This is a genomic window from Streptomyces sp. NPDC048461 (assembly GCF_055587105.1).
Genome location: NZ_JBVJGW010000008.1, coordinates 28,852 through 45,032 on the forward strand (window position 1 = coordinate 28,852; position 16,181 = coordinate 45,032).

At 75.2% G+C, this 16,181-nt stretch carries 17 protein-coding genes; 10 read left to right on the plus strand and 7 right to left on the minus strand.

The annotated features are described in order from the left end of the window. The first annotated feature begins 9 nt into the window (after positions 1-9). The 3 genes from ACZ6S8_RS15925 to ACZ6S8_RS15935 are packed head-to-tail and all read left to right on the plus strand — an operon-like array spanning position 10 to position 1,723. Entirely contained in the window at positions 10-768 is a 759-nt protein-coding gene (locus tag ACZ6S8_RS15925) for a GmrSD restriction endonuclease domain-containing protein (protein ID WP_469456066.1), read from the plus strand. Beyond that, a complete protein-coding gene (locus ACZ6S8_RS15930) occupies positions 765-1,058 on the plus strand; it encodes a hypothetical protein (RefSeq protein WP_469456068.1) in 294 nt (97 codons plus the stop codon). The genes ACZ6S8_RS15925 and ACZ6S8_RS15930 overlap by 4 nt, the downstream gene beginning before the upstream one ends. A 35-nt stretch (positions 1,059-1,093) precedes the next feature. Beyond that, the gene (locus tag ACZ6S8_RS15935; protein ID WP_469456070.1) at positions 1,094-1,723 is read left to right on the plus strand and encodes a hypothetical protein; all 630 of its coding nucleotides are present in this window, start codon (positions 1,094-1,096) and stop codon (positions 1,721-1,723) included. A 35-nt stretch (positions 1,724-1,758) separates the two neighbouring features. Here the strand turns inward: ACZ6S8_RS15935 and ACZ6S8_RS15940 are convergent, their stop codons facing one another. The 3 genes from ACZ6S8_RS15940 to ACZ6S8_RS15950 all read right to left on the minus strand — a co-directional run bounded on the left by ACZ6S8_RS15940 (position 1,759) and on the right by ACZ6S8_RS15950 (position 4,317). Beyond that, entirely contained in the window at positions 1,759-2,925 is a 1,167-nt protein-coding gene (locus ACZ6S8_RS15940) for a YncE family protein (RefSeq protein ID WP_469456072.1), read from the minus strand. Beyond that, positions 2,880-3,497 (minus strand): ankyrin repeat domain-containing protein, encoded by a 618-nt coding sequence (locus ACZ6S8_RS15945; RefSeq protein ID WP_469456073.1) that lies wholly within the window; start codon positions 3,495-3,497, stop codon positions 2,880-2,882. Before ACZ6S8_RS15945 ends, ACZ6S8_RS15940 begins: the two co-directional genes overlap by 46 nt. Positions 3,498-3,783: 286 nt before the next feature. Then, complete coding sequence (locus ACZ6S8_RS15950) at positions 3,784-4,317, minus strand: GNAT family N-acetyltransferase (protein WP_469456075.1); 534 nt, start codon at positions 4,315-4,317, stop codon at positions 3,784-3,786. Positions 4,318-4,471: 154 nt separating this feature from the next. On the opposite strand from ACZ6S8_RS15950, the gene ACZ6S8_RS15955 reads away from it, so the two are divergent. After that, complete coding sequence (locus ACZ6S8_RS15955) at positions 4,472-5,788, plus strand: sulfite oxidase (protein WP_469456077.1); 1,317 nt, start codon at positions 4,472-4,474, stop codon at positions 5,786-5,788. Between the two features lie 8 nt (positions 5,789-5,796). Here ACZ6S8_RS15955 and ACZ6S8_RS15960 read toward each other — a convergent pair whose 3' ends face one another. Together ACZ6S8_RS15960 and ACZ6S8_RS15965 are read right to left on the minus strand one after the other, a co-directional pair. After that, the gene (locus tag ACZ6S8_RS15960) at positions 5,797-6,978 is read right to left on the minus strand and encodes an alpha/beta hydrolase family protein (protein WP_469456079.1); all 1,182 of its coding nucleotides are present in this window, start codon (positions 6,976-6,978) and stop codon (positions 5,797-5,799) included. Positions 6,979-7,066: 88 nt separating this feature from the next. Further along, positions 7,067-8,047, minus strand: coding sequence for an isopenicillin N synthase family dioxygenase (locus ACZ6S8_RS15965; protein ID WP_469456081.1), 981 nt, complete (start codon positions 8,045-8,047; stop codon positions 7,067-7,069). Positions 8,048-8,433: 386 nt separating this feature from the next. Here ACZ6S8_RS15965 and ACZ6S8_RS15970 point away from each other — a divergent pair, with 386 nt between their 5' ends. From ACZ6S8_RS15970 to ACZ6S8_RS15990, 5 genes are all read left to right on the plus strand, one after another. Next, entirely contained in the window at positions 8,434-9,006 is a 573-nt protein-coding gene (locus ACZ6S8_RS15970) for an HPP family protein (protein ID WP_469456083.1), read from the plus strand. Between the two features lie 133 nt (positions 9,007-9,139). Further along, entirely contained in the window at positions 9,140-9,904 is a 765-nt protein-coding gene (locus ACZ6S8_RS15975) for a VOC family protein (RefSeq protein WP_469456509.1), read from the plus strand. 76 nt (positions 9,905-9,980) lie between these two features. Then, positions 9,981-10,169 (plus strand): DUF6381 family protein, encoded by a 189-nt coding sequence (locus tag ACZ6S8_RS15980; protein ID WP_469456085.1) that lies wholly within the window; start codon positions 9,981-9,983, stop codon positions 10,167-10,169. Positions 10,170-10,304: 135 nt separating this feature from the next. Beyond that, entirely contained in the window at positions 10,305-10,754 is a 450-nt protein-coding gene (locus ACZ6S8_RS15985) for an SRPBCC family protein (protein WP_469456087.1), read from the plus strand. Between the two features lie 5 nt (positions 10,755-10,759). Next, positions 10,760-11,581 (plus strand): DUF1206 domain-containing protein, encoded by an 822-nt coding sequence (locus tag ACZ6S8_RS15990; RefSeq protein WP_469456089.1) that lies wholly within the window; start codon positions 10,760-10,762, stop codon positions 11,579-11,581. 73 nt (positions 11,582-11,654) lie between these two features. On the opposite strand, the gene ACZ6S8_RS15995 is transcribed toward ACZ6S8_RS15990, so the two are convergent. Further along, a complete protein-coding gene (locus ACZ6S8_RS15995) occupies positions 11,655-12,998 on the minus strand; it encodes a M64 family metallopeptidase (RefSeq protein WP_469456091.1) in 1,344 nt (447 codons plus the stop codon). A gap of 139 nt (positions 12,999-13,137) precedes the next feature. Between ACZ6S8_RS15995 and ACZ6S8_RS16000 the strand changes: the two genes are divergently transcribed. Further along, positions 13,138-14,517, plus strand: coding sequence for a tetratricopeptide repeat protein (locus tag ACZ6S8_RS16000; protein WP_469456093.1), 1,380 nt, complete (start codon positions 13,138-13,140; stop codon positions 14,515-14,517). Here ACZ6S8_RS16000 and ACZ6S8_RS16005 read toward each other — a convergent pair. Next, positions 14,480-16,003 carry an MFS transporter gene (locus ACZ6S8_RS16005; RefSeq protein ID WP_469456095.1) on the minus strand — a complete coding sequence of 508 codons (1,524 nt, stop codon included), beginning with the start codon at positions 16,001-16,003 and terminating at the stop codon, positions 14,480-14,482. The genes ACZ6S8_RS16000 and ACZ6S8_RS16005 overlap by 38 nt on opposite strands. Positions 16,004-16,181: the final 178 nt, after the last annotated feature.

Genomic DNA, 16,181 nt, shown 5'->3' on the forward strand with positions numbered 1-16,181 from the left:
GGTGGGGTCATGGTTCGTCAGATGCGCGTGCCGGGTGCGGTGCTGGCCGCGGGGCTGCTGCTGGCCGCGGCGGGGTGTTCCGGTCCGGTGGGGACGGGCCCCGACGGGAAGCCGCCCTCCGGGGAGGCGACGTCGGCGTCCCCGCCGGCGGGCGGGGGCAAACCGTCGGAACCAGGCCAAGGCGGTGGCGGCGGCGAACCGGCGGCCGGCGACGTCCTGCCGGGCCTGGTCACCGTGGCCGTGGCCCGTACGCAACTGGCCGCGCTCAAGGTCGCGCCGGTGGGCACGATGGCGGGGTACAGCCGGGACAAGTTCACGCACTGGGCCCAGCAGGGGAACAAGTGCGACACCCGCGAGACGGTCCTCAAGCGCGACGGCGCCGACGTCAAGCAGGACGGCGAGTGCAAGGCCGTGTCCGGCACGTGGAAGAGCCTGTACGACGCGGTGGTCGTCACCGACGCCGGGAAGATGGACATCGACCACATGGTGCCGCTGGCCGAGGGGTGGCGCTCGGGCGCCGCCGGCTGGGACGCCGCCCGGCGCAAGGCCTTCGCCAACGATCTGACCCACCCCCAGCTGCTGGCGGTGACGGCGGCCTCCAACCGGTCGAAGGGCGACCAGAGCCCGGACCTGTGGCAGCCGCCGGACAAGTCGAGCTGGTGCCAGTACGGCCGGGCCTGGACCACCGTGAAGTCCGCCTACGAACTGACCGTCACCGAACCGGAGAAGAAGATGCTCACCACGATGCTGGACAGCTGCGCCTCATGAGCGGCGCGACGCCCGAGCCCCACCGGTGGCAGGACGAGGCGAAGGCCGGTCCCGGCGGCGCGATGACGGACGAGGTGGGCGTCATCACCGGGCCGCTCACCCTGCGCACGACGGAACAGGACGGGGGCCTGGTCCGGTTCGACATCCAGTACACCGACGCCGACGAGTGGTACACGCTGACCGGCAGCCCCCTCCCCCACCACGGTGACCCGGCGGGCCTGCACGCGGCCGCCCTCGCCGCGGTCAGGGCGGGCGGCGGGGCCCAGGCCCCGGGAACCGGCCCCTCCTGACGGCACGCCCCGGCCGGGTCGGCATCATGGGCCCCATGACTGCGATCACCGGCATGGACCTCACCGGCTTCACCGAGCGGGAGGCGGGCGTGTGGACCGACGGGCAGGGACTCGTCCTGTCGGTCCACTTCTTCGGTCTCGTACCGGACCTCCCGGCGCCGCTCGACCGGCCCGACCGGCTCCGCGAGGGCCTCGCGCGGTCCGTCGCGCAGGCCGGGGCCGGCCTGATCGAGGCCGCGTTCGCCACGGTGGACACCGTCCCCGCCGTACGGCAGCTGGTCAAGGTTCCGCGGTCGGACGGGCACGGGCAGGCCTTCATCGGCTCCTGGACGGTGCCGCGGGCGGGCTGCAGCACGGTGGTGAAGGCGCAGGCCGCCGAGGGCCCGATGACCGGGCTGCGCGAGGCCGTGGTCCTCGGCCGGGTCGGCCCCGAGCGGTACTTCGCTCCGCATCCCTACGCGCCGGACATCGCGGGCCGGCTGCCGTACCACGTGGCCGACCTGGAGGAGTGGGACGGCGAGTTCCCCGACCATCCGCTCACCCGGGTGCGGGAGGCGCTGGCCCGGATCGTCCCGACGGTCACCCTGGACGAAGGCTTCAAGTCCCTCCCGCCGTTCGCGGGCCCGGCGCCGCAGCCGCGTCCGCACACGGAACGCACCGGCTGACCCGCCGGCCCTCCGGGGAATGCACCCGGGCCCGCTCACAGCACGGCGACGCCCAGCGGCCGGTCACCCGCGGCCAGGCGGCGGGTGGTGCCCGTGTCCAGGTCGACGACCGTGATGCCGTTCCAGTACCCGTCGCGGGTGAACCCGCCGGTGACGTAGGCGGTGCGGCCGTCCCGGGAGAGGGCCACGTCCTCGTGCGGGCCGTCCAGCGGGAACACCCGCTCCGTTCCGTCCGGCGCGCGCACCGTCAGGGACGGGCCCTCACCGTCGCCGGGCTCCACCGCCCCGGTGCCCACCACCAGGAGCCGGCCGTCCGCCGCCGCGGTGGCGCCGTGCTGGTGGGTGTCGGCGGTCATCGGCTCGACGGTGGTGCGCCCGGTGCGCGGGTCGACCACCGCGAGCCGCTCCCCCTCGAAGGGGAGCAGCAGCTTCCCGTCCGAGGGGCGGACGGCCGCGTAGTGGGGCTTGAGCCAGGAGCCGAGTCCGCCCTCGGTGCCGTACGGGGCGACCTCGATCCGGCGCGGACGCAGCGAGCCGGCCGGGACGACGGTCACGTCGAAGGAGTCGTGGCCGGTCACGTACACCTCGGCGCCGTCGGCCGACACGTCCACGTCGAAGGGGCGCCGCCCCACCGGGACCACGGCGGTGACCTGGCGCGTCGCCGTGTCGATCACCTCCAGCACGCCCGTGGTGCCGGGCACGTTGACCCCGACGTAGGCGCGCGTGCCGTCGGGCGAGAGCGCGATGCCCATGCCCCCGCCGCGGTACTCGCCGTCGGCGGCCGGGCCGGTGTCCGTGCGGTGGGGGATGCGGGCCGACCGCTCGCGGGTGCGGGTGTCGACGACGGCCACGCCCTCGGCCGTGGCCACCCAGGCGCGGCCGCCGGCGCCGCCGGCCAGCCCGTACGGGGCCCTGCCGACGGGTACGGAGGCCACGGCGCCGCGCACCGGGTCCACGAAGGTGACCGTGTCGCCGCCGAAGTCGGCGGTCAGGAGCGTGCCCGGGGGCGTCGCCGCGGCGGCGGGCAGCGGGACGGACGCGGACGGCGCCGGGTCGGCGGGGCCGGGGGCGGCCTCCCCCGGTGCGGCGCAGGCACCGAGCAGCAGGGCGGCGGCGAGGGCCGCGAGCGCCGTACGGGAGCCTCCTGCGCGGGGGTTCACCGGCCGGTCCCCCGCTCCTCCTCCGCGGCCCGCACCAGGCATGCCATGCCGTCGAACCCGCGGCGCACGGCGTGCTCGTACGGGGTGGTCCCGTCGTGGTCGGCCAGGGCGGGGTCGGCGCCCGCCGCGAGCAGCAGGGCGACGATCTCCTCGTGGCGCGGGCCGCCGTCGCCGAGGATCACGGCCTCCAGCAGGGCGGTCCAGCCGAGCCGGTTGACGTGGTCGACGTCGATGGCGGTCTCCTCCAGCACGGCGCGCACGTACGCGGTGTGCCCGCGTTCGGCGGCCGGGATGAGGGAGATCCCGCCGAACCGGTTGGGCTGCTTCAGGTCGGGGCCGGCGGGCAGCAGCAGGCGCATCATGCGGACGCTGCCGGTGACCCCGGTGACCAGCCACGGGCTGTCGGCGCGGGAGTCCGGGGCGTCGGGGTCGGCCCCGGCCGCGAGGAGCAGGGCGGCCGCGTCCGTGTGGTCACCGAGCGCGGCGAGCAGCAGGGGGGTGCGCAGCTCGTCGTCGCGGGCCTCGACGTCGGCGCCCCCGGCGAGCGCCGCGGCGACCGCGTCGGGGTCGCCGCGCCGGGCGGCGTCGAGCAGCGGTCGGTCGTGCGGGTTCATGGTGTTCCTCTCGGCTCCGGGGCGGGAGGGGCCGCCTGCGCCCTTCCTCTCCCCCGGTCCATGGTGGTCCCGCGGCGGGCCCCGCCCGGTCCGCCCGGCGGCCGGAGCCCGGGGGCGGACCGGACGACCCCGGGGTCGTCCGATCGGCCGATGCGCGCGGCCGGTGTGTGCGGCCGATGCGCGCGGCCGATGTGTGCGGCCGATGTGTGCGGCCGATGTGTGCGGCCGATGTGTGCGGCCGGCCGCCCTGCGGGGCGGGCAGGCCGGCGGCGGCCCGCGCGCGGGCTCAGGCCTCGTACTCGGTGAGGTCGATCCCGTGGACCTGCAGCAGGTGGCCGTACGCCGGGTGGGTGGTGTCGCGCTCGGCCACCATCCCGAGCTTGCGGATGACGTTCTCGGACTCGTCGTTGCCGGCCCGGTTGATCGCCACGACCCGGTCCAGGCCGCGGTCCTGGAGGGCGAACTCCAGGGTGGCGTGGGCGGCCTCGGAGGCGTAGCCCTGGCCCCAGTACTGGCGGCCGAGGCGCCAGGTGATCTCGACGGCGGGCATGACCTCGGGCAGGTACTCCGGCACCGAGAGGCCGACGACGCCGATCAGCTCGCCGGAACCGAGCAGTTCCACGGCGAACAGCCCGAAGCCCTCCTCGTCCCACTCGTCCTCCATGCGCTCCAGGTCGTCGGCGGTCTCGTCCAGATCGCGGACCGAGCCGTCGCCGATCCACCGCATCACCTCCGCGTCCCCGTTGATCTCGGAAAGGGGGACGAGGTCGTCGTCGTGCCAGCGGCGGAGGATGAGGCGGGGGGTCAGGATCTCGGTCATGCGGCCCATCCTGCCGAACGCCGCTGCGCAGCGGTAATCGGGTCCGGCATTGCGGCCGTGTTGCAGGTTCGTGGCCATCACGGCGAGAAGGTTCCCGCAGGTGGGGGTGGGCTTCTACGGTCCGTCGGGAATCGCGACCAAGGAGTGTCCCGCCATGCCCCTCGACCTGTCGGACGAGAGCCAGTACGACCGTGCCCGACTGCGGCAGTGGGCGCGCGGCCGCGCCCGCTCCGCCGGGGTGGACCGCCGCGACCTGCTCAGGCTGTTCGCGGCGGGGGCCGCCGCGGGCTCGCTGGGTTTGGGCGCGGCGGGCAGCGCCGAAGCCGCCGCGGAGGGGGCCGCCGCGGTCCCCGGTGCCGCGGCCGGCTCCGGCGCCGTCGCCGCAGCCGCCGCGCCGGGCATCGTCAAGCCACTGCCGCCCGAGCTGTTCACCGTCCGGGGCACCAATGCGGAGACGAACTTCGCCGCCCTGCGGGGCACCGGCCCGCTGACTCCCGTCGACCGGTTCTTCGTACGGAACCACACCTCGACCCCGCGGATCGAGGCGTCCGGCTGGCGGCTGAACGTGTGGGGCGACGCGCTGGCCGGCGGCCCGGTGGAGTTCTCGTACGACCGGCTGCGGTCCCTGCCGGCGGTCGAGCGGACGCTGTTCGTGGAGTGCGCGGGCAACGGCCGGAGCTTCTACACCACCCAGCAGGGCCAGCAGGTGACGGGCACGGCGTGGACCCTCGGCGCGATCGGCGTGGCCCGCTGGCGCGGCGCCCGGCTCTCGGACGTGCTGCGGCGGGCGGGCGTGACCCGCGCGGCCGTCGACGTGCTGCCGCGCGGGCTGGACGACGAGGTGGTCACGAACGGGGTGAACCTGGGGCGGGTGCGGCGTCCGCTGCCGGTGTCGAAGGCCCTGGACGACGTGATCCTGGCGTACGAGATGAACGGCGAGCCGCTGCCGCCCGACCACGGCGGACCGGTCCGGGTGATCGTTCCGAGCTGGATCGGGATCTCCTCGATCAAATGGGTCGGCGACATCGAGGTGAGCGCCGAGCCGCTGTACACCCCGTGGAACACGGACCTGTACCGGTTGTTCGGGCCCGATCAGCCCCCGCAGGGCAGTGCGCCGCTGACCCGGCAGACGCTCAAGAGCGCCTTCGAGCTGGAGGCGGGCGCGACCCTCCCCGTGCACCGTACGCGCCTGCTGACCGGCCGTTCCTGGTCGGGTGCGGCGCCGGTGCACCGGGTGGAGGTGAGCACCGACGGGGGCGCGCGCTGGCAGCGGGCCAGGCTGCACGACGCCCCGCGCCGGGGCGGGTGGGTGCGCTGGTCTCTGCCGTGGACCCCGCGGGCCACGGGTCCGGCCGCGCTGCTGGCGCGGGCCACGGACGCCACCGGGCGGACGCAGCCCGCGACGGCGGCCCACAACACGCAGGGCTACCTGTTCGACGCGGTCGTGCGCCACCCGGTGACGGTGGTCTGAGCTCCCGCTCAGGGGGTGTGGAAGCGGACCTCGGGGGCGTCCGCGACCGGTCCGTCGAGGATCGGCTGCGGACGGCCGAGCAGGTGCCGGTCGAAGAAGGCGCCGACGTAGCGGCGGGTCAGCTCGACGGAGCGGACGCCCGGGAGCGGGGCCCCCGGGTCCGGCAGGCCCAGCTGGTCGCCGATGGCCGGGAAGTCGGTGAAGGTGAAGTGGCCCGAGTCCGCGAAGGTGATCCAGCGCTTCCAGCCGTTGAGCCGGGACCAGTCCCGGTCCCAGCTCGCGTCCCCGCCGGGCACCGTGTCGGCGGCCCCGAGCAGCAGGAAGGGGCGGCCTCCGAGTCCGTCCTCGGGAACGGGGGTCATCAGCGAGCCGTCCATGTCGACGCCGGCGCGCACGCGGGGGTCGACGGCCATCGTGGCGGCGGCCGAGGCGCCGCCGATGGAGTGGCCCGCCATGGCGATCCGGCCGGTGTCGATGAGGCCCGCGTGGCGCCAGGCCGGGTTGCGTCCGGTGAGGCGGTCCAGGAGGAAGGACACGTCGCGGGCGCGGTTGTCGGTGACCGCCCGGTAGCCCGCGCCGCCGCCGGTCGTCTCGCACGCCAGGCACTCCAGCACCCGGCCGCCGGGGAAGGCGGTGCCCGCGCTCTCGTACGCGTGGTCCACGGCGGCGACGACGTAGCCGCGGGAGGCCAGGTCCTCGGCGAGGGAGGTGAGGGTGGCGCGCGGGACGGTGAACCCGGGAGACAGGACGATGAGCGGATGGCGACCGGCGACGGGCCGCGCGCCGGACCGGGAGTGCGCCGTGGTGCCGGCCAGGGTATCGACGGGGATCACCCCGTCCAGACCGCGGGAGACGAGCAGCAGGCGGGCCTCGGCACTGGTGAGGTAGCGCACCGGGCCGCCGGTACCGCGGTGCGCCGGATAGCGCATGGTCACCATCAGTTCCCGGGGCCCGGCCTTCGCCCAGGGGTCGGTGCGGCCGCGGTCGACGAGGTGGAGCGTGTCCTGCCCCACGGCGAAGCGGCCGGTGGGGCGGGGAAGTTCGGGTAAGGCCCGGCGGGTCTCGGCCGCGGCCGGGGCGTCGGAGGCCGTGAGGGGGGCGTCGGAGGCGGCGGCGGCCCCGCCCGCGAGCGGCAGCGGGAGGAGCAGGGCGAGCAGGGCTGCGGCGGAAGCCGTGCGGCGTCGGTTCATGGGTACGACGCTACGGAGCGGCGGGTGCCGGATCGTCAGCTCGCAGGAGGAGCGGGCCGTCCCACCCGGGTGGGACACCGGCTCCCCCTCACGTCGTACGTTCCCCACCGGAGTCGATCGCGCGCAGCTTCTCGCGCAGGTACGCGTGCGAGTCGACGGGGTCGTGCCGGATCCGCCCGACGGGGGCGGGCAGGGATTCCACCCGGGTGTGCGCGTCGCACTCGTAGAAGTAGACGAGGGAGATCAGTTCCTCGGCCGGTGCGTCGGGCGGCGGCGGGAGGACCCGGTGGCGGCCGGCGCGCCAGCGGTCGCCGGTCCAGCGGGCCATCAGGTCACCGATGTTGACGGTCAGGGCCGCCGGGTCGTAGGGCGCGTCCTGCCAGCCGTCGGCGTCGGTGTGGACCTGGAGCCCGCCGGCTCCGGGCTCGCGGTCGAGGACGGTGACGGTGCCGAAGTCGGTGTGCGCCCCGATGCGGAACTGGCCGGGGAGCGCCGGGCCGACGACCTCGGTGCCGGGGTACCAGTTGACGCTGAACCCCCAGGTCGGGTGCGAGGTGTGACGGGTGAAGTGGTCCCGGCCCAGCCCGAGGGCCTCGGCGAGGAGTTCCAGCAGCTCGTCCGACAGGGCCCGCATCCGGGCCAGGTACTCCGTCACCAGCGGCCGCAGCTCCGGCACCTCGGCGGGCCAGGCGTTGGGCCGGAACCACTCCGCGTCCACGGCGGCCCGGCCGGTGGGCTCCTCCGCCGCCCAGGACCACGACTCCTTGAGGTCCGGCGGGGAGGGGGCGCCCTCCGCCCGGCTGTTGGCCTCGGCTCCGGGGCCCAGCCAGCCCCGGTCGCCGACGGTGACGGCGTACGGCTCCTTCGCCCCGGGCGGCAGCCGGAAGAACGCGCGGGCCGCCTCCCTGATCCGAACGGGTAGCGACGGGTCCACCCCGTGCCCGGTGACCAGCAGGAACCCGGCCGCCCGCAGCGCCTCGTCCACGCGGGCCGCCGTTCGGGCCCGTTCCCCGGGGGCGCCGGAGCGCCACGGTCCGAGGTCGATCACGGGAATGAGGGGACCTGCCATGGGATGCCTGCCTTCCGCGTCTGTGCCGCACACCTCGCGCCCCGGCCTCCCGGAGCACCGAGACCCTAGCGCCGGGCGCTGCCGAGCGGGCCGACCACCGGGTCCCGAGCGGCTCGACCACCAGGCTCCGTACCCCGGACGAAGTCGGGACACACCGGGTGGATAGGGTCGGGGACGGCCGCGCCGGCCCACGAGGAACGGACGCGCCCGCGAGCACCCGCCGACCACCCGTGCGGCGCTCCGCCCGGCTCCGTTCCCCGGCCCGCGCCACCCCCGTGCCCGCCCGTGCCCCACCACCCGTGCCCGCCCCGCCCTGCCCCCCGCCTCCCCGCCCTGCCCCCGCCTCCCTGCCCGGCCGTCGGCCGCCCGCCCCTGAGACCTCCGCCATGAACACCGCACTGCACCCCCCGTCCGCCCCCGCACCCGAACCGGTCAGCGCCGGGCCGGCGCCCGCCCCCGCCCGGACGCGGATACCCGTCGGCCGGGCGCCCGCCCGGCCCACCCCCGCGGCCGCCCTGCACAGCGTGAGCGCCGCCACGGCCGTGCTCCTGGGCCTCGTGGGCATCGGCGCGATGATCCACGAGCCGGTGCTGATCCCCCCGCTGGCCGCCAGCGCCGCCCTGGTCCACAGCGCCCCCGCGCTGCCGCTGTCTCAGCCGCGCAGCGTCGTCGTGGGCCACCTCGTGGGCACCGCCGTCGGCTACGCCGCCCTGGCGGCCGCGGGCAGCAGCGCCTGGGTGGCCGCCGTCGCGGCCGGCGTCACCCTGGCCCTGAACACCCTCGCCCGCACCCCGCACTCCCCGGCCTGCGCCACGGCGGTGGTGATCGTGCTGCAGAGCCCGGCTCCCGCACGGTTCGCGCCGCTCGTGTTCGGCGCCGGCGTGCTGCTCGTCCTGACCGGGTACGCCGCCTCCCGCGTGCGCCGGAACGCCCCCAGGTATCCCGCTTACTGGTGGTGACCGAACGCTTCCCCGTCTGACGGCGAAAGTCGTCCCGAAAAGGACCAGAATGGGTCCGGGGCTACGAGGGACGGAGCGAGCGGTGAAGATTTCTACGAAGGAGGTCTTCGGGGCTCCGTGCTGGGTGAGCCTGATGGCCCGCGACCTCGGCACCTCGCAGCGCTTCTACGGCGCGGTCGCGGGCTGGACCTACCGGCGCGCCCGCCTCGGCACGGCCTTCTCCGTCGCCGAACTGGACGGGGTTCCGGTGGCCGGCATCGGCGCGCTCGCGGCCGACCTGGGGGTGGCGGCGGCGTGGACCCCGTACTTCGCCGTCGACGACGCCGACGTGGCCGTGGACCGCATCCGCGAGCGCACCGGCACCATCGCGGTCGGCCCGGTCTCCTTCGACTCCGGCGGCCGGGCGGCCCTCGTCGCGGACCCGGAGGGGGCGGTCTTCGGGATCTGGGAGGGTGCCGTCTCCTCGGACTGGCGCGTGGGCCGGGGCCCGGCACCGGCGTGGCTGGAGCTGCGCACGCGCAACGCCTTCGACGCGGCGATGTTCTACGGCGCGGTGCTGGAGTGGGCCTCCGGGCGCTCGGGCTGCTGCGAGGTCTCGTACGAGGAGGACCAGGTGGTCCTGCGGCAGGCCGGCGAGCCGGTGGCCCGCCTGGGCAGCGGCCCGGTGGAGGCGGCGGCCTACACCCCGCACACCCGGCCCCGCTGGCACGTCCACTTCCGCGTGCCGCGGCTCCGCCCCGCGGTCGAGGCGGCCGTGGCGCTGGGCGGCCGTACGGTCTCCGACGTCACCTCGAACGCCACGGAGCGATGGGTCGCGCTGCGTGACCCGGACGGCGCCCTGTTCACCCTCACCACCTCTCCGGCGGCGGACCCCGACCCGGAGCGTCACGCTCGGTGACGGTTCGAGATGCGGGCGGACGGTCGTGCTGGTTCTCTGATTCCGCCCGCTCTCCCCACGGTTCCAAGGAGCGATCATGAGCGATGCAGGCGAGTCCCGCGGCCGGTCCGGGCAGTTGCGGGCCAAGGCGCAGGAGCTGAACGAGGCCGCCGAGCGGTCCACCGACGCGCACGAGCGGCAGCGGCTGCGCGACAAGGCGCGCCGGCTCCAGGAGCAGAGCGAGCAGGAGAGCCGGATGGACGACCGCGGCATGGACTCCCTGTAGGACGGCGCCGTCCGTCTCCGCGATCCCGGGCGCATGGAGCTACCGCGCCCGGGTACCCGCGCGGTCGAAGCATCCGCCAGGCGGCCCCTCTGTCGAGGGTCCGCGGAGGCACCGACCACGAGGGAAGGATTCTCGATGTCGCACGTCGAGGAACACGTCGAGGTGAACGTCCCCCTGCGGACGGCGTACAACCAGTGGACGCAGTTCGAGGAGTTCCCCGCCTTCATGGAGGGGGTGGAGCGGATCGAGCAGCGTGGTGACGCGCTCACGCACTGGGTGACGAACGTGAACGGCGTGGAGCGCGAGTTCGACGCCCGGATCACCGAGCAGCTCCCGGACCGGCGCATCGCGTGGATGACCGTGGACGGCGAGGCCCGCCAGGCGGGTCTGGTCACGTTCGAGCCGGTGGACGCCACCACCACCCGGATCGACCTGCACATGAACTGGGTCCCGGACGGTCTCGCGGAGAACGCCGCCGACAAGCTCGGCTTCGTCCAGCGGCAGATATCCGGCGACCTGAAGCGCTTCAAGCACTTCATCGAGGCGCGAGGGGTCGAAACCGGCTCCTGGCGCGGCGAGGTCTGAGCGCCATGGGGGGTGGAGTGGCGAGAGAAGGCGTCCGGACCGCGTCCCGGGGCGGTACGGGCCGCAAGATCGCAGCCCGGGCCGGACTCACGGCGCGCGGAGTGCTCTACGTACTCGTCGGCGTCCTGGCCGTCCGCATCGCGTTCGGCGAGGGCGGCCAGGAGGCGGACCGGCAGGGGGCGCTGCAGGAGCTCGCGGCGAAGCCGTTCGGCGGTTTCCTGGTGTGGGCCGTCGGGATCGGCCTCGTCTGCATGATGCTGTGGCGGCTCTCGGAGGCGGTGTTCGGCGCGGCCGGTCCCGACGGCGAGAAGGCCTCGAAGCGGCTGACGTCGGCCGCCCGCGCCGTCTTCTACGGTGTCGTGGCGTTCTCGGTGCTGTCGTTCGCGGCCGGTTCCGGCGGTTCGTCCGGCGACCAGCAGTCGCGGGACATGACGTCGAAGGCGATGGAGCTGCCGGGTGGACCGTGGTGGGTGGGCGCGGTCGGGCTGGCGATCGGCATCGCCGGTGTCGTGATCGCCGTCCAGGCGGCGCGGCGCACCTTCCGCAAGCACCTCGCGATGGACGGGGTGTCCCCGGGCGTCCGCAAGGCGGTCGAGGTCCTCGGCGTCGCCGGCGGGATCGCCCGCGGCATCGTCTTCGCCGCGGCCGGCGGATTCGTCGTGTACGCGGCGGTGCGCTTCGACCCGGCGGAGGCGAAGGGCATGGACGACACCCTGCGTTCCCTGACCCAGACGCCCGCGGGTCCGTGGCTGCTCGTGGTGGTCGCCGCGGGGCTCGTCCTGTTCGGCGTGTTCTCCTGGGCGATGGCGCGCTGGCGCCGCGTCTGACGACCGCGCGTGGAGGCCGCTGCCGGGACCGTTCGGGGTCCCGGCAGCGGCTTTCGCACGGGGTGCGGGGCCGTCAGAGCCGGACGGTCCACTGTGCGGTGGACTTCAGCGTGCGGGCGACCTTCGGGTCGCGGACCGAGGGGGTCGGGTCCTGCGCCGTGACCGACAGCCGGTGCGCGCGCAGGTCGAACAGCCACAGGTCCGCGACGCGGACCTCGGTTCGGCCCGCGAAGCGCTTGATCTCCCTGCCGTCGAGGTACCAGCGAACGTCGAGCTGCCGACCGTCCGCGCCGGCCAGCCGGGGCACGGCCGCCTTCGCCGTGTGGCGCAGGCGCAGGGTGCGGTCGGTGGGGGTGAGCGGGGTCACGATCCGCGCGTGCTGGTAGAAGCCGCCGATCATCGCTTCGACTCCGGGCAGGTTGAACGGCTTGCCGAGGACCCGCATGAGGGAGGTGTCGGTGGGCCGGTGGAGCCCGGTGGCGAAGTAGCCGCCGCCCTCGTACGCGCCGACCGTGCCGCCGTCGGGCGACTCCTCGCCGAGCCAGCGGTACCACTTGGCGCGCTCCGCGGCCAGCCGGTCGGCGGTCAGGGTGGTGGAGTTGGAGTCGGCCGGTTCGGGGCCGGTGTACTTCTCGTAGTCCGGGACGCCCGGGTAGAAGTATTCGTCGGCGAGTTTGCCCAGCGAGTGGCCGGTCTCGTGGATGGCGACCTGGCCGGACTTGGCGTGGTCCGCCGAGGCGGTGGATATGCCCTCGTAGCCCAGGGTCTCGCTGGGTTCGTTGTAGCCCGCTCCGCCGTACTTGGCGCTGTTGGCGAGGACGATGACGAGGTCCGCGGCCGGCGCCTTCGCCACGTACGCGTCGACCTTGGGCTGGTCGATGCAGAGCAGTCGCTCGATCTCCTCGCACCAGAAGTACGAGCCGAGGGCGGTGTCGCGGACGGTGGCCGGATCCGGGTCGCCCGAGACACCCGACTCGCGGGAGACCGCGTCGACCGTCCACACGTTGAAGAGGGCCCGGTAGGTGGTGTACGGCTCGACGGCCGTCACCTCGGCCCACTTCTCCCGTGCGTCCGTGTGGAACTTCGCCAGTTCGGACGCGGTGTAGCCGTCGCCGATGACGACGACGTCGAGCCGGTCGGCGGTGGGCCCGTTGTCGATCACCTTGGTCACGTCGCCGTCGGCGGCCCGCTCGGCGGCGGAGAGCCGGCCCGCGGCCTTCTCCCGGCCGCCGGCCGGAACGCCGACGTGGCCCGATCCGGCGTCGCCGCCCCGTTCGGGCCCCGGTACCTCCACCTCCACCCGGGTCCGGTCCGGTGGCCCGGCCGCGCCGGCGGCTCCGGCCGGCCCGGTGGCGAGGAGCACGGCGGCTGCGCAGGCGGCGGCGACGGCCGTGACGGAACGTCTCACTGGATCCATGAAGTCCTCACCGGGGAAGGAGAGTTAAGTGGCGGATTAAGTCTGCTGAACCAGTTGCTTAAATTAGGTGGCGCGCGGAGGGTGCGCAATGGCCCGCTCCCGCTGAATACTGGGGAGTTCGAGCAACCAGGGGGACTTCGTGGACGAACCGGACCGCATCGGACGCAGGGTTCAGCGCATGCGCACCGAACGAGGCCTGACCCAGAAGCAGTTGGCGGACCCCGCGTACACGTCCGCCTACATCTCCACCCTGGAGTCGGGCAAGGTCCGCCCCTCCGAGACCGCCCTGCGCTTCCTCGCCGGGCGCCTCGGCACCTCGTACGAGGAACTCACCACCGGGCGGCCCGCCCACCTGGCCACCGAGCTGCGGCTCGCACTGACCGACGCGCAGCAGACCCTCGCCGACGGCGAGGCCGGGGAGGCCGCCGAGCGCTACCGCGGCCTGCTCGCCGAGGCCGAACGGCTGGGCCTGGCGCCCGAGCAGGCGGAGGCCCAGCTCGGGCTCGGGGACTGCGCCCTGGAGGCGGGCGAACTGCCCGCGGCGGCGGCCCGCTTCGAGGCGGCCGAGCGGCTGCTGGCCGGGGAGCCGCTCCCCCGCCGGGCCCGCGCGGTCCGCGGACGCGCCGTCGCGCACCTGCTGGCCGGGGAGCTGCGCTACGCGTGCTACCTGCTGGAGTCCGCGATCGACGAGCTGGGCACCAGCGGGCTGGGCGACCCCGAGGCGCTGGTCCTGCTGTACGCCGCGGTCATCGGGCCGTACATCGACATGGGCGCCCACGCCCGCGCCGCGCACGCCGCCGAGCTCGCCCTCGCCCTGGCCCCGCGGGTGGAGGATCCGGCCCTGGTGGCGGGCATGCACCGGCAGGTGGCGCGCACGTTCCTGGCCGAGGGGCGGGTCGCCGACGCCGACGCGTCGCTGGCCAAGGCCCAGGAGATCTACGGGCAGCTGCGGCTGCGGACGGACCTGGCGCACTGCCACTGGATGCGCGGTTACGTCCAGGCGCAGAACGGGGACCTCGCCTCGGCCGAGCGGGAGCTGCGCACGGCCAGGGGCATGCTGTCCGCCCGTCGCGCCGTGCTGTACACGGCGCAGGTGGAGGTGGAACTGGCGGACGTGCTGCGCCGGCGGGGCCGCCACGACGAGGCCGCCGGGCTGCTCTCGGCCCTGCTGGAGCTGGGCGACAGCCACGGCGCCGTCCACGCGGGCGGAGCACACCGCCTCCTCGGCCTGATGGCCGAGGAGCGCGGGGAGACCGAGGCCGCCGAGGAGCACTACGTACGGGCGCTGGCCCTGCTGGAGCGCAGCGGTGCGAGCGGGGACCTCGCCGACCTGTGCCGGCTGCTGGGCGACCTGTTGCGGCGGGCCGGCCGGGTGGAGGCGGCGCTGGACGTCTACCGCACGGGGCTGGGGCACCGGGCCGCGCCCGGGACCACCACGCTCGGCCCGGCGCCCGCCGCACCCGCGTTCGGCTCCGCTCCCGTCAGTGGTTCTCGGTGGGCTGCAGGTCCCGCGGAATGAGGGACCAGGTGGTGGCCGCCGCGGCGACCGCGAGGACTCCCGCCATCAGGAACGCGGGGGTGATCGCCAGGGTGTAGGCGTGCGAGGCGGTGTCCAGCAGCGCCTGGCCGACGGCGCCGCCGAGCCGTTCGGCGGTGTGGGCGGCCTCGCCGACGGAGTCGCGCACGGCGGCGGTGCTGGGGCCGTCCAGGTCGAGGGCGGGGAGGTTGCCGCGGTACAGGGCGGCGGCCGTGGAGCCGAGGATGGCGACGCCCATCGCCGAGCCGAGCTCGTAGCAGGTCTCCTCGATGGCGGCGGCGCTGGACACCTCGTCCGCGGGAGCGGCGGAGATCAGCGTGACCGAGGCCACCGTCGTGGCGAGGCCCGCGCCCAGGCCCATGATCGTGAGGGCGGCGGCGAAGGCCGGGTAACCGAGGTCGGTGAACTGCTGGAAGGTCCAGGGCAGCGCCATTCCGGCCGCCAGGACGACCAGGCCCGCGCCCAGCACGTGGCGGATCGCGAAGCGCTGCATCAGGCTCGGCGCCACCATCGAGGCGCAGATCAGGGCGAGCGGCGCCGGCAGGAGGCGCAGCCCGGCCTCCAGCGGGGTGTAGCCCTGGCCGTACTGGAACCACTGGGTGACCAGGAAGAGGATCGCGCCCATGCCGACCATGGGCAGGAAGATGGCGGTGGCCGCGACGCTGAAGGCGGGCTTGGCGAACAGCCGCACCTGCAGCAGGGGGTTGTCCAGGCGCAGCTGGCGGCGGACGAAGACGGTCAGGGCCACGGCGGCCAGGAGCAGCAGCGCCCAGGGCAGCGGGTCGGCGACGCCGCTCTTGCCGAGCTGCTTGATGCCGCCCGCGAGGGCGAGCATGCCGACGATCGACTGCCCGACGCCCCACCAGTCCCATGCTCCGGCGGCGCGCGGGGAGCGGGACTCGGGGAGGTAGCGCAGGCCGGCCGCGACGATGACCGCGGCGACGGGGAGGTTGAGCAGGAACGCCGAGTGCCAGCCGTAGTCCTGGACCAGCAGGCCGCCGACGACCGGGCCGAAGGCCATGCCGCCGCCGAACACGGCCGCCCACACGGCGAGGGCGAAGGCACGCTCCTTGGCGTCGGTGAACACGCTGCGCAGGATCGACAGGGTGGACGGCATGATGGCGGCGCCACCGACGCCGAGCAGGGCGCGGGCGGCGATCACGTGCCAGGCCTCGGTGGAGAACACGGCGATCAGTGAGGCGACGGCGAAGATGCCGAAGCCCGCCATCAGGAGCCGCTTGCGTCCCCAGCGGTCACCGAGCGCCCCCGCGGTGACGAGCAGGCCGGACAGGGCGAGCGCGTAGACGTCGATGATCCACAGCTGCTGGACGGCGCCCGGCTGGAGGTCTCCGACGAGGGAGGGGAAGGCCACGTTGAGGATCGTGGTGTCCATGGAGATGAGCAGGAGACTGCCGGAGAGGATCGCCAGGACGATCCACCGGCGGGGGTCCTGCGAGGGGGTGTGCATGGGATTCCGTTCTGGGGTCGTGCACGGGGGTGGGGCGGGGCGGTTCAGGGGGCCGGGGGCGGCGCGGGGGGGGGGGGGCCCCCCCCGGCGGCCCCCCCGACCCCCCCGCCGCGCACCCCCGCGGCGCCGTGCGGCGCGCCCCCCCCCCCCCCCGCCCCGGCCCGCCCCCCCCCCACCC

Excerpts from the sequence above, each read along its gene's own strand:
- ACZ6S8_RS15930 (WP_469456068.1), top strand. The coding sequence starts at position 765 with ATGAGCGGCGCGACGCCCGAGCCCCACCGGTGGCAGGACGAGGCGAAG.
- ACZ6S8_RS15945 (WP_469456073.1), bottom strand. The coding sequence starts at position 3,497 with ATGAACCCGCACGACCGACCGCTGCTCGACGCCGCCCGGCGCGGCGAC.
- ACZ6S8_RS15985 (WP_469456087.1), top strand. The coding sequence starts at position 10,305 with ATGTCGCACGTCGAGGAACACGTCGAGGTGAACGTCCCCCTGCGGACG.
- ACZ6S8_RS15960 (WP_469456079.1), bottom strand. The coding sequence starts at position 6,978 with ATGAACCGACGCCGCACGGCTTCCGCCGCAGCCCTGCTCGCCCTGCTC.
- ACZ6S8_RS15955 (WP_469456077.1), top strand. The coding sequence starts at position 4,472 with ATGCCCCTCGACCTGTCGGACGAGAGCCAGTACGACCGTGCCCGACTG.
- ACZ6S8_RS15980 (WP_469456085.1), top strand. The coding sequence starts at position 9,981 with ATGAGCGATGCAGGCGAGTCCCGCGGCCGGTCCGGGCAGTTGCGGGCC.
- ACZ6S8_RS15935 (WP_469456070.1), top strand. The coding sequence starts at position 1,094 with ATGACTGCGATCACCGGCATGGACCTCACCGGCTTCACCGAGCGGGAG.
- ACZ6S8_RS15995 (WP_469456091.1), bottom strand. The coding sequence starts at position 12,998 with ATGGATCCAGTGAGACGTTCCGTCACGGCCGTCGCCGCCGCCTGCGCA.
- ACZ6S8_RS15975 (WP_469456509.1), top strand. The coding sequence starts at position 9,140 with ATGGCCCGCGACCTCGGCACCTCGCAGCGCTTCTACGGCGCGGTCGCG.
- ACZ6S8_RS15970 (WP_469456083.1), top strand. The coding sequence starts at position 8,434 with ATGAACACCGCACTGCACCCCCCGTCCGCCCCCGCACCCGAACCGGTC.
- ACZ6S8_RS15990 (WP_469456089.1), top strand. The coding sequence starts at position 10,760 with ATGGGGGGTGGAGTGGCGAGAGAAGGCGTCCGGACCGCGTCCCGGGGC.
- ACZ6S8_RS16005 (WP_469456095.1), bottom strand. The coding sequence starts at position 16,003 with ATGCACACCCCCTCGCAGGACCCCCGCCGGTGGATCGTCCTGGCGATC.
- ACZ6S8_RS15940 (WP_469456072.1), bottom strand. The coding sequence starts at position 2,925 with ATGCCTGGTGCGGGCCGCGGAGGAGGAGCGGGGGACCGGCCGGTGAAC.
- ACZ6S8_RS15950 (WP_469456075.1), bottom strand. The coding sequence starts at position 4,317 with ATGACCGAGATCCTGACCCCCCGCCTCATCCTCCGCCGCTGGCACGAC.
- ACZ6S8_RS15925 (WP_469456066.1), top strand. The coding sequence starts at position 10 with ATGGTTCGTCAGATGCGCGTGCCGGGTGCGGTGCTGGCCGCGGGGCTG.
- ACZ6S8_RS15965 (WP_469456081.1), bottom strand. The coding sequence starts at position 8,047 with ATGGCAGGTCCCCTCATTCCCGTGATCGACCTCGGACCGTGGCGCTCC.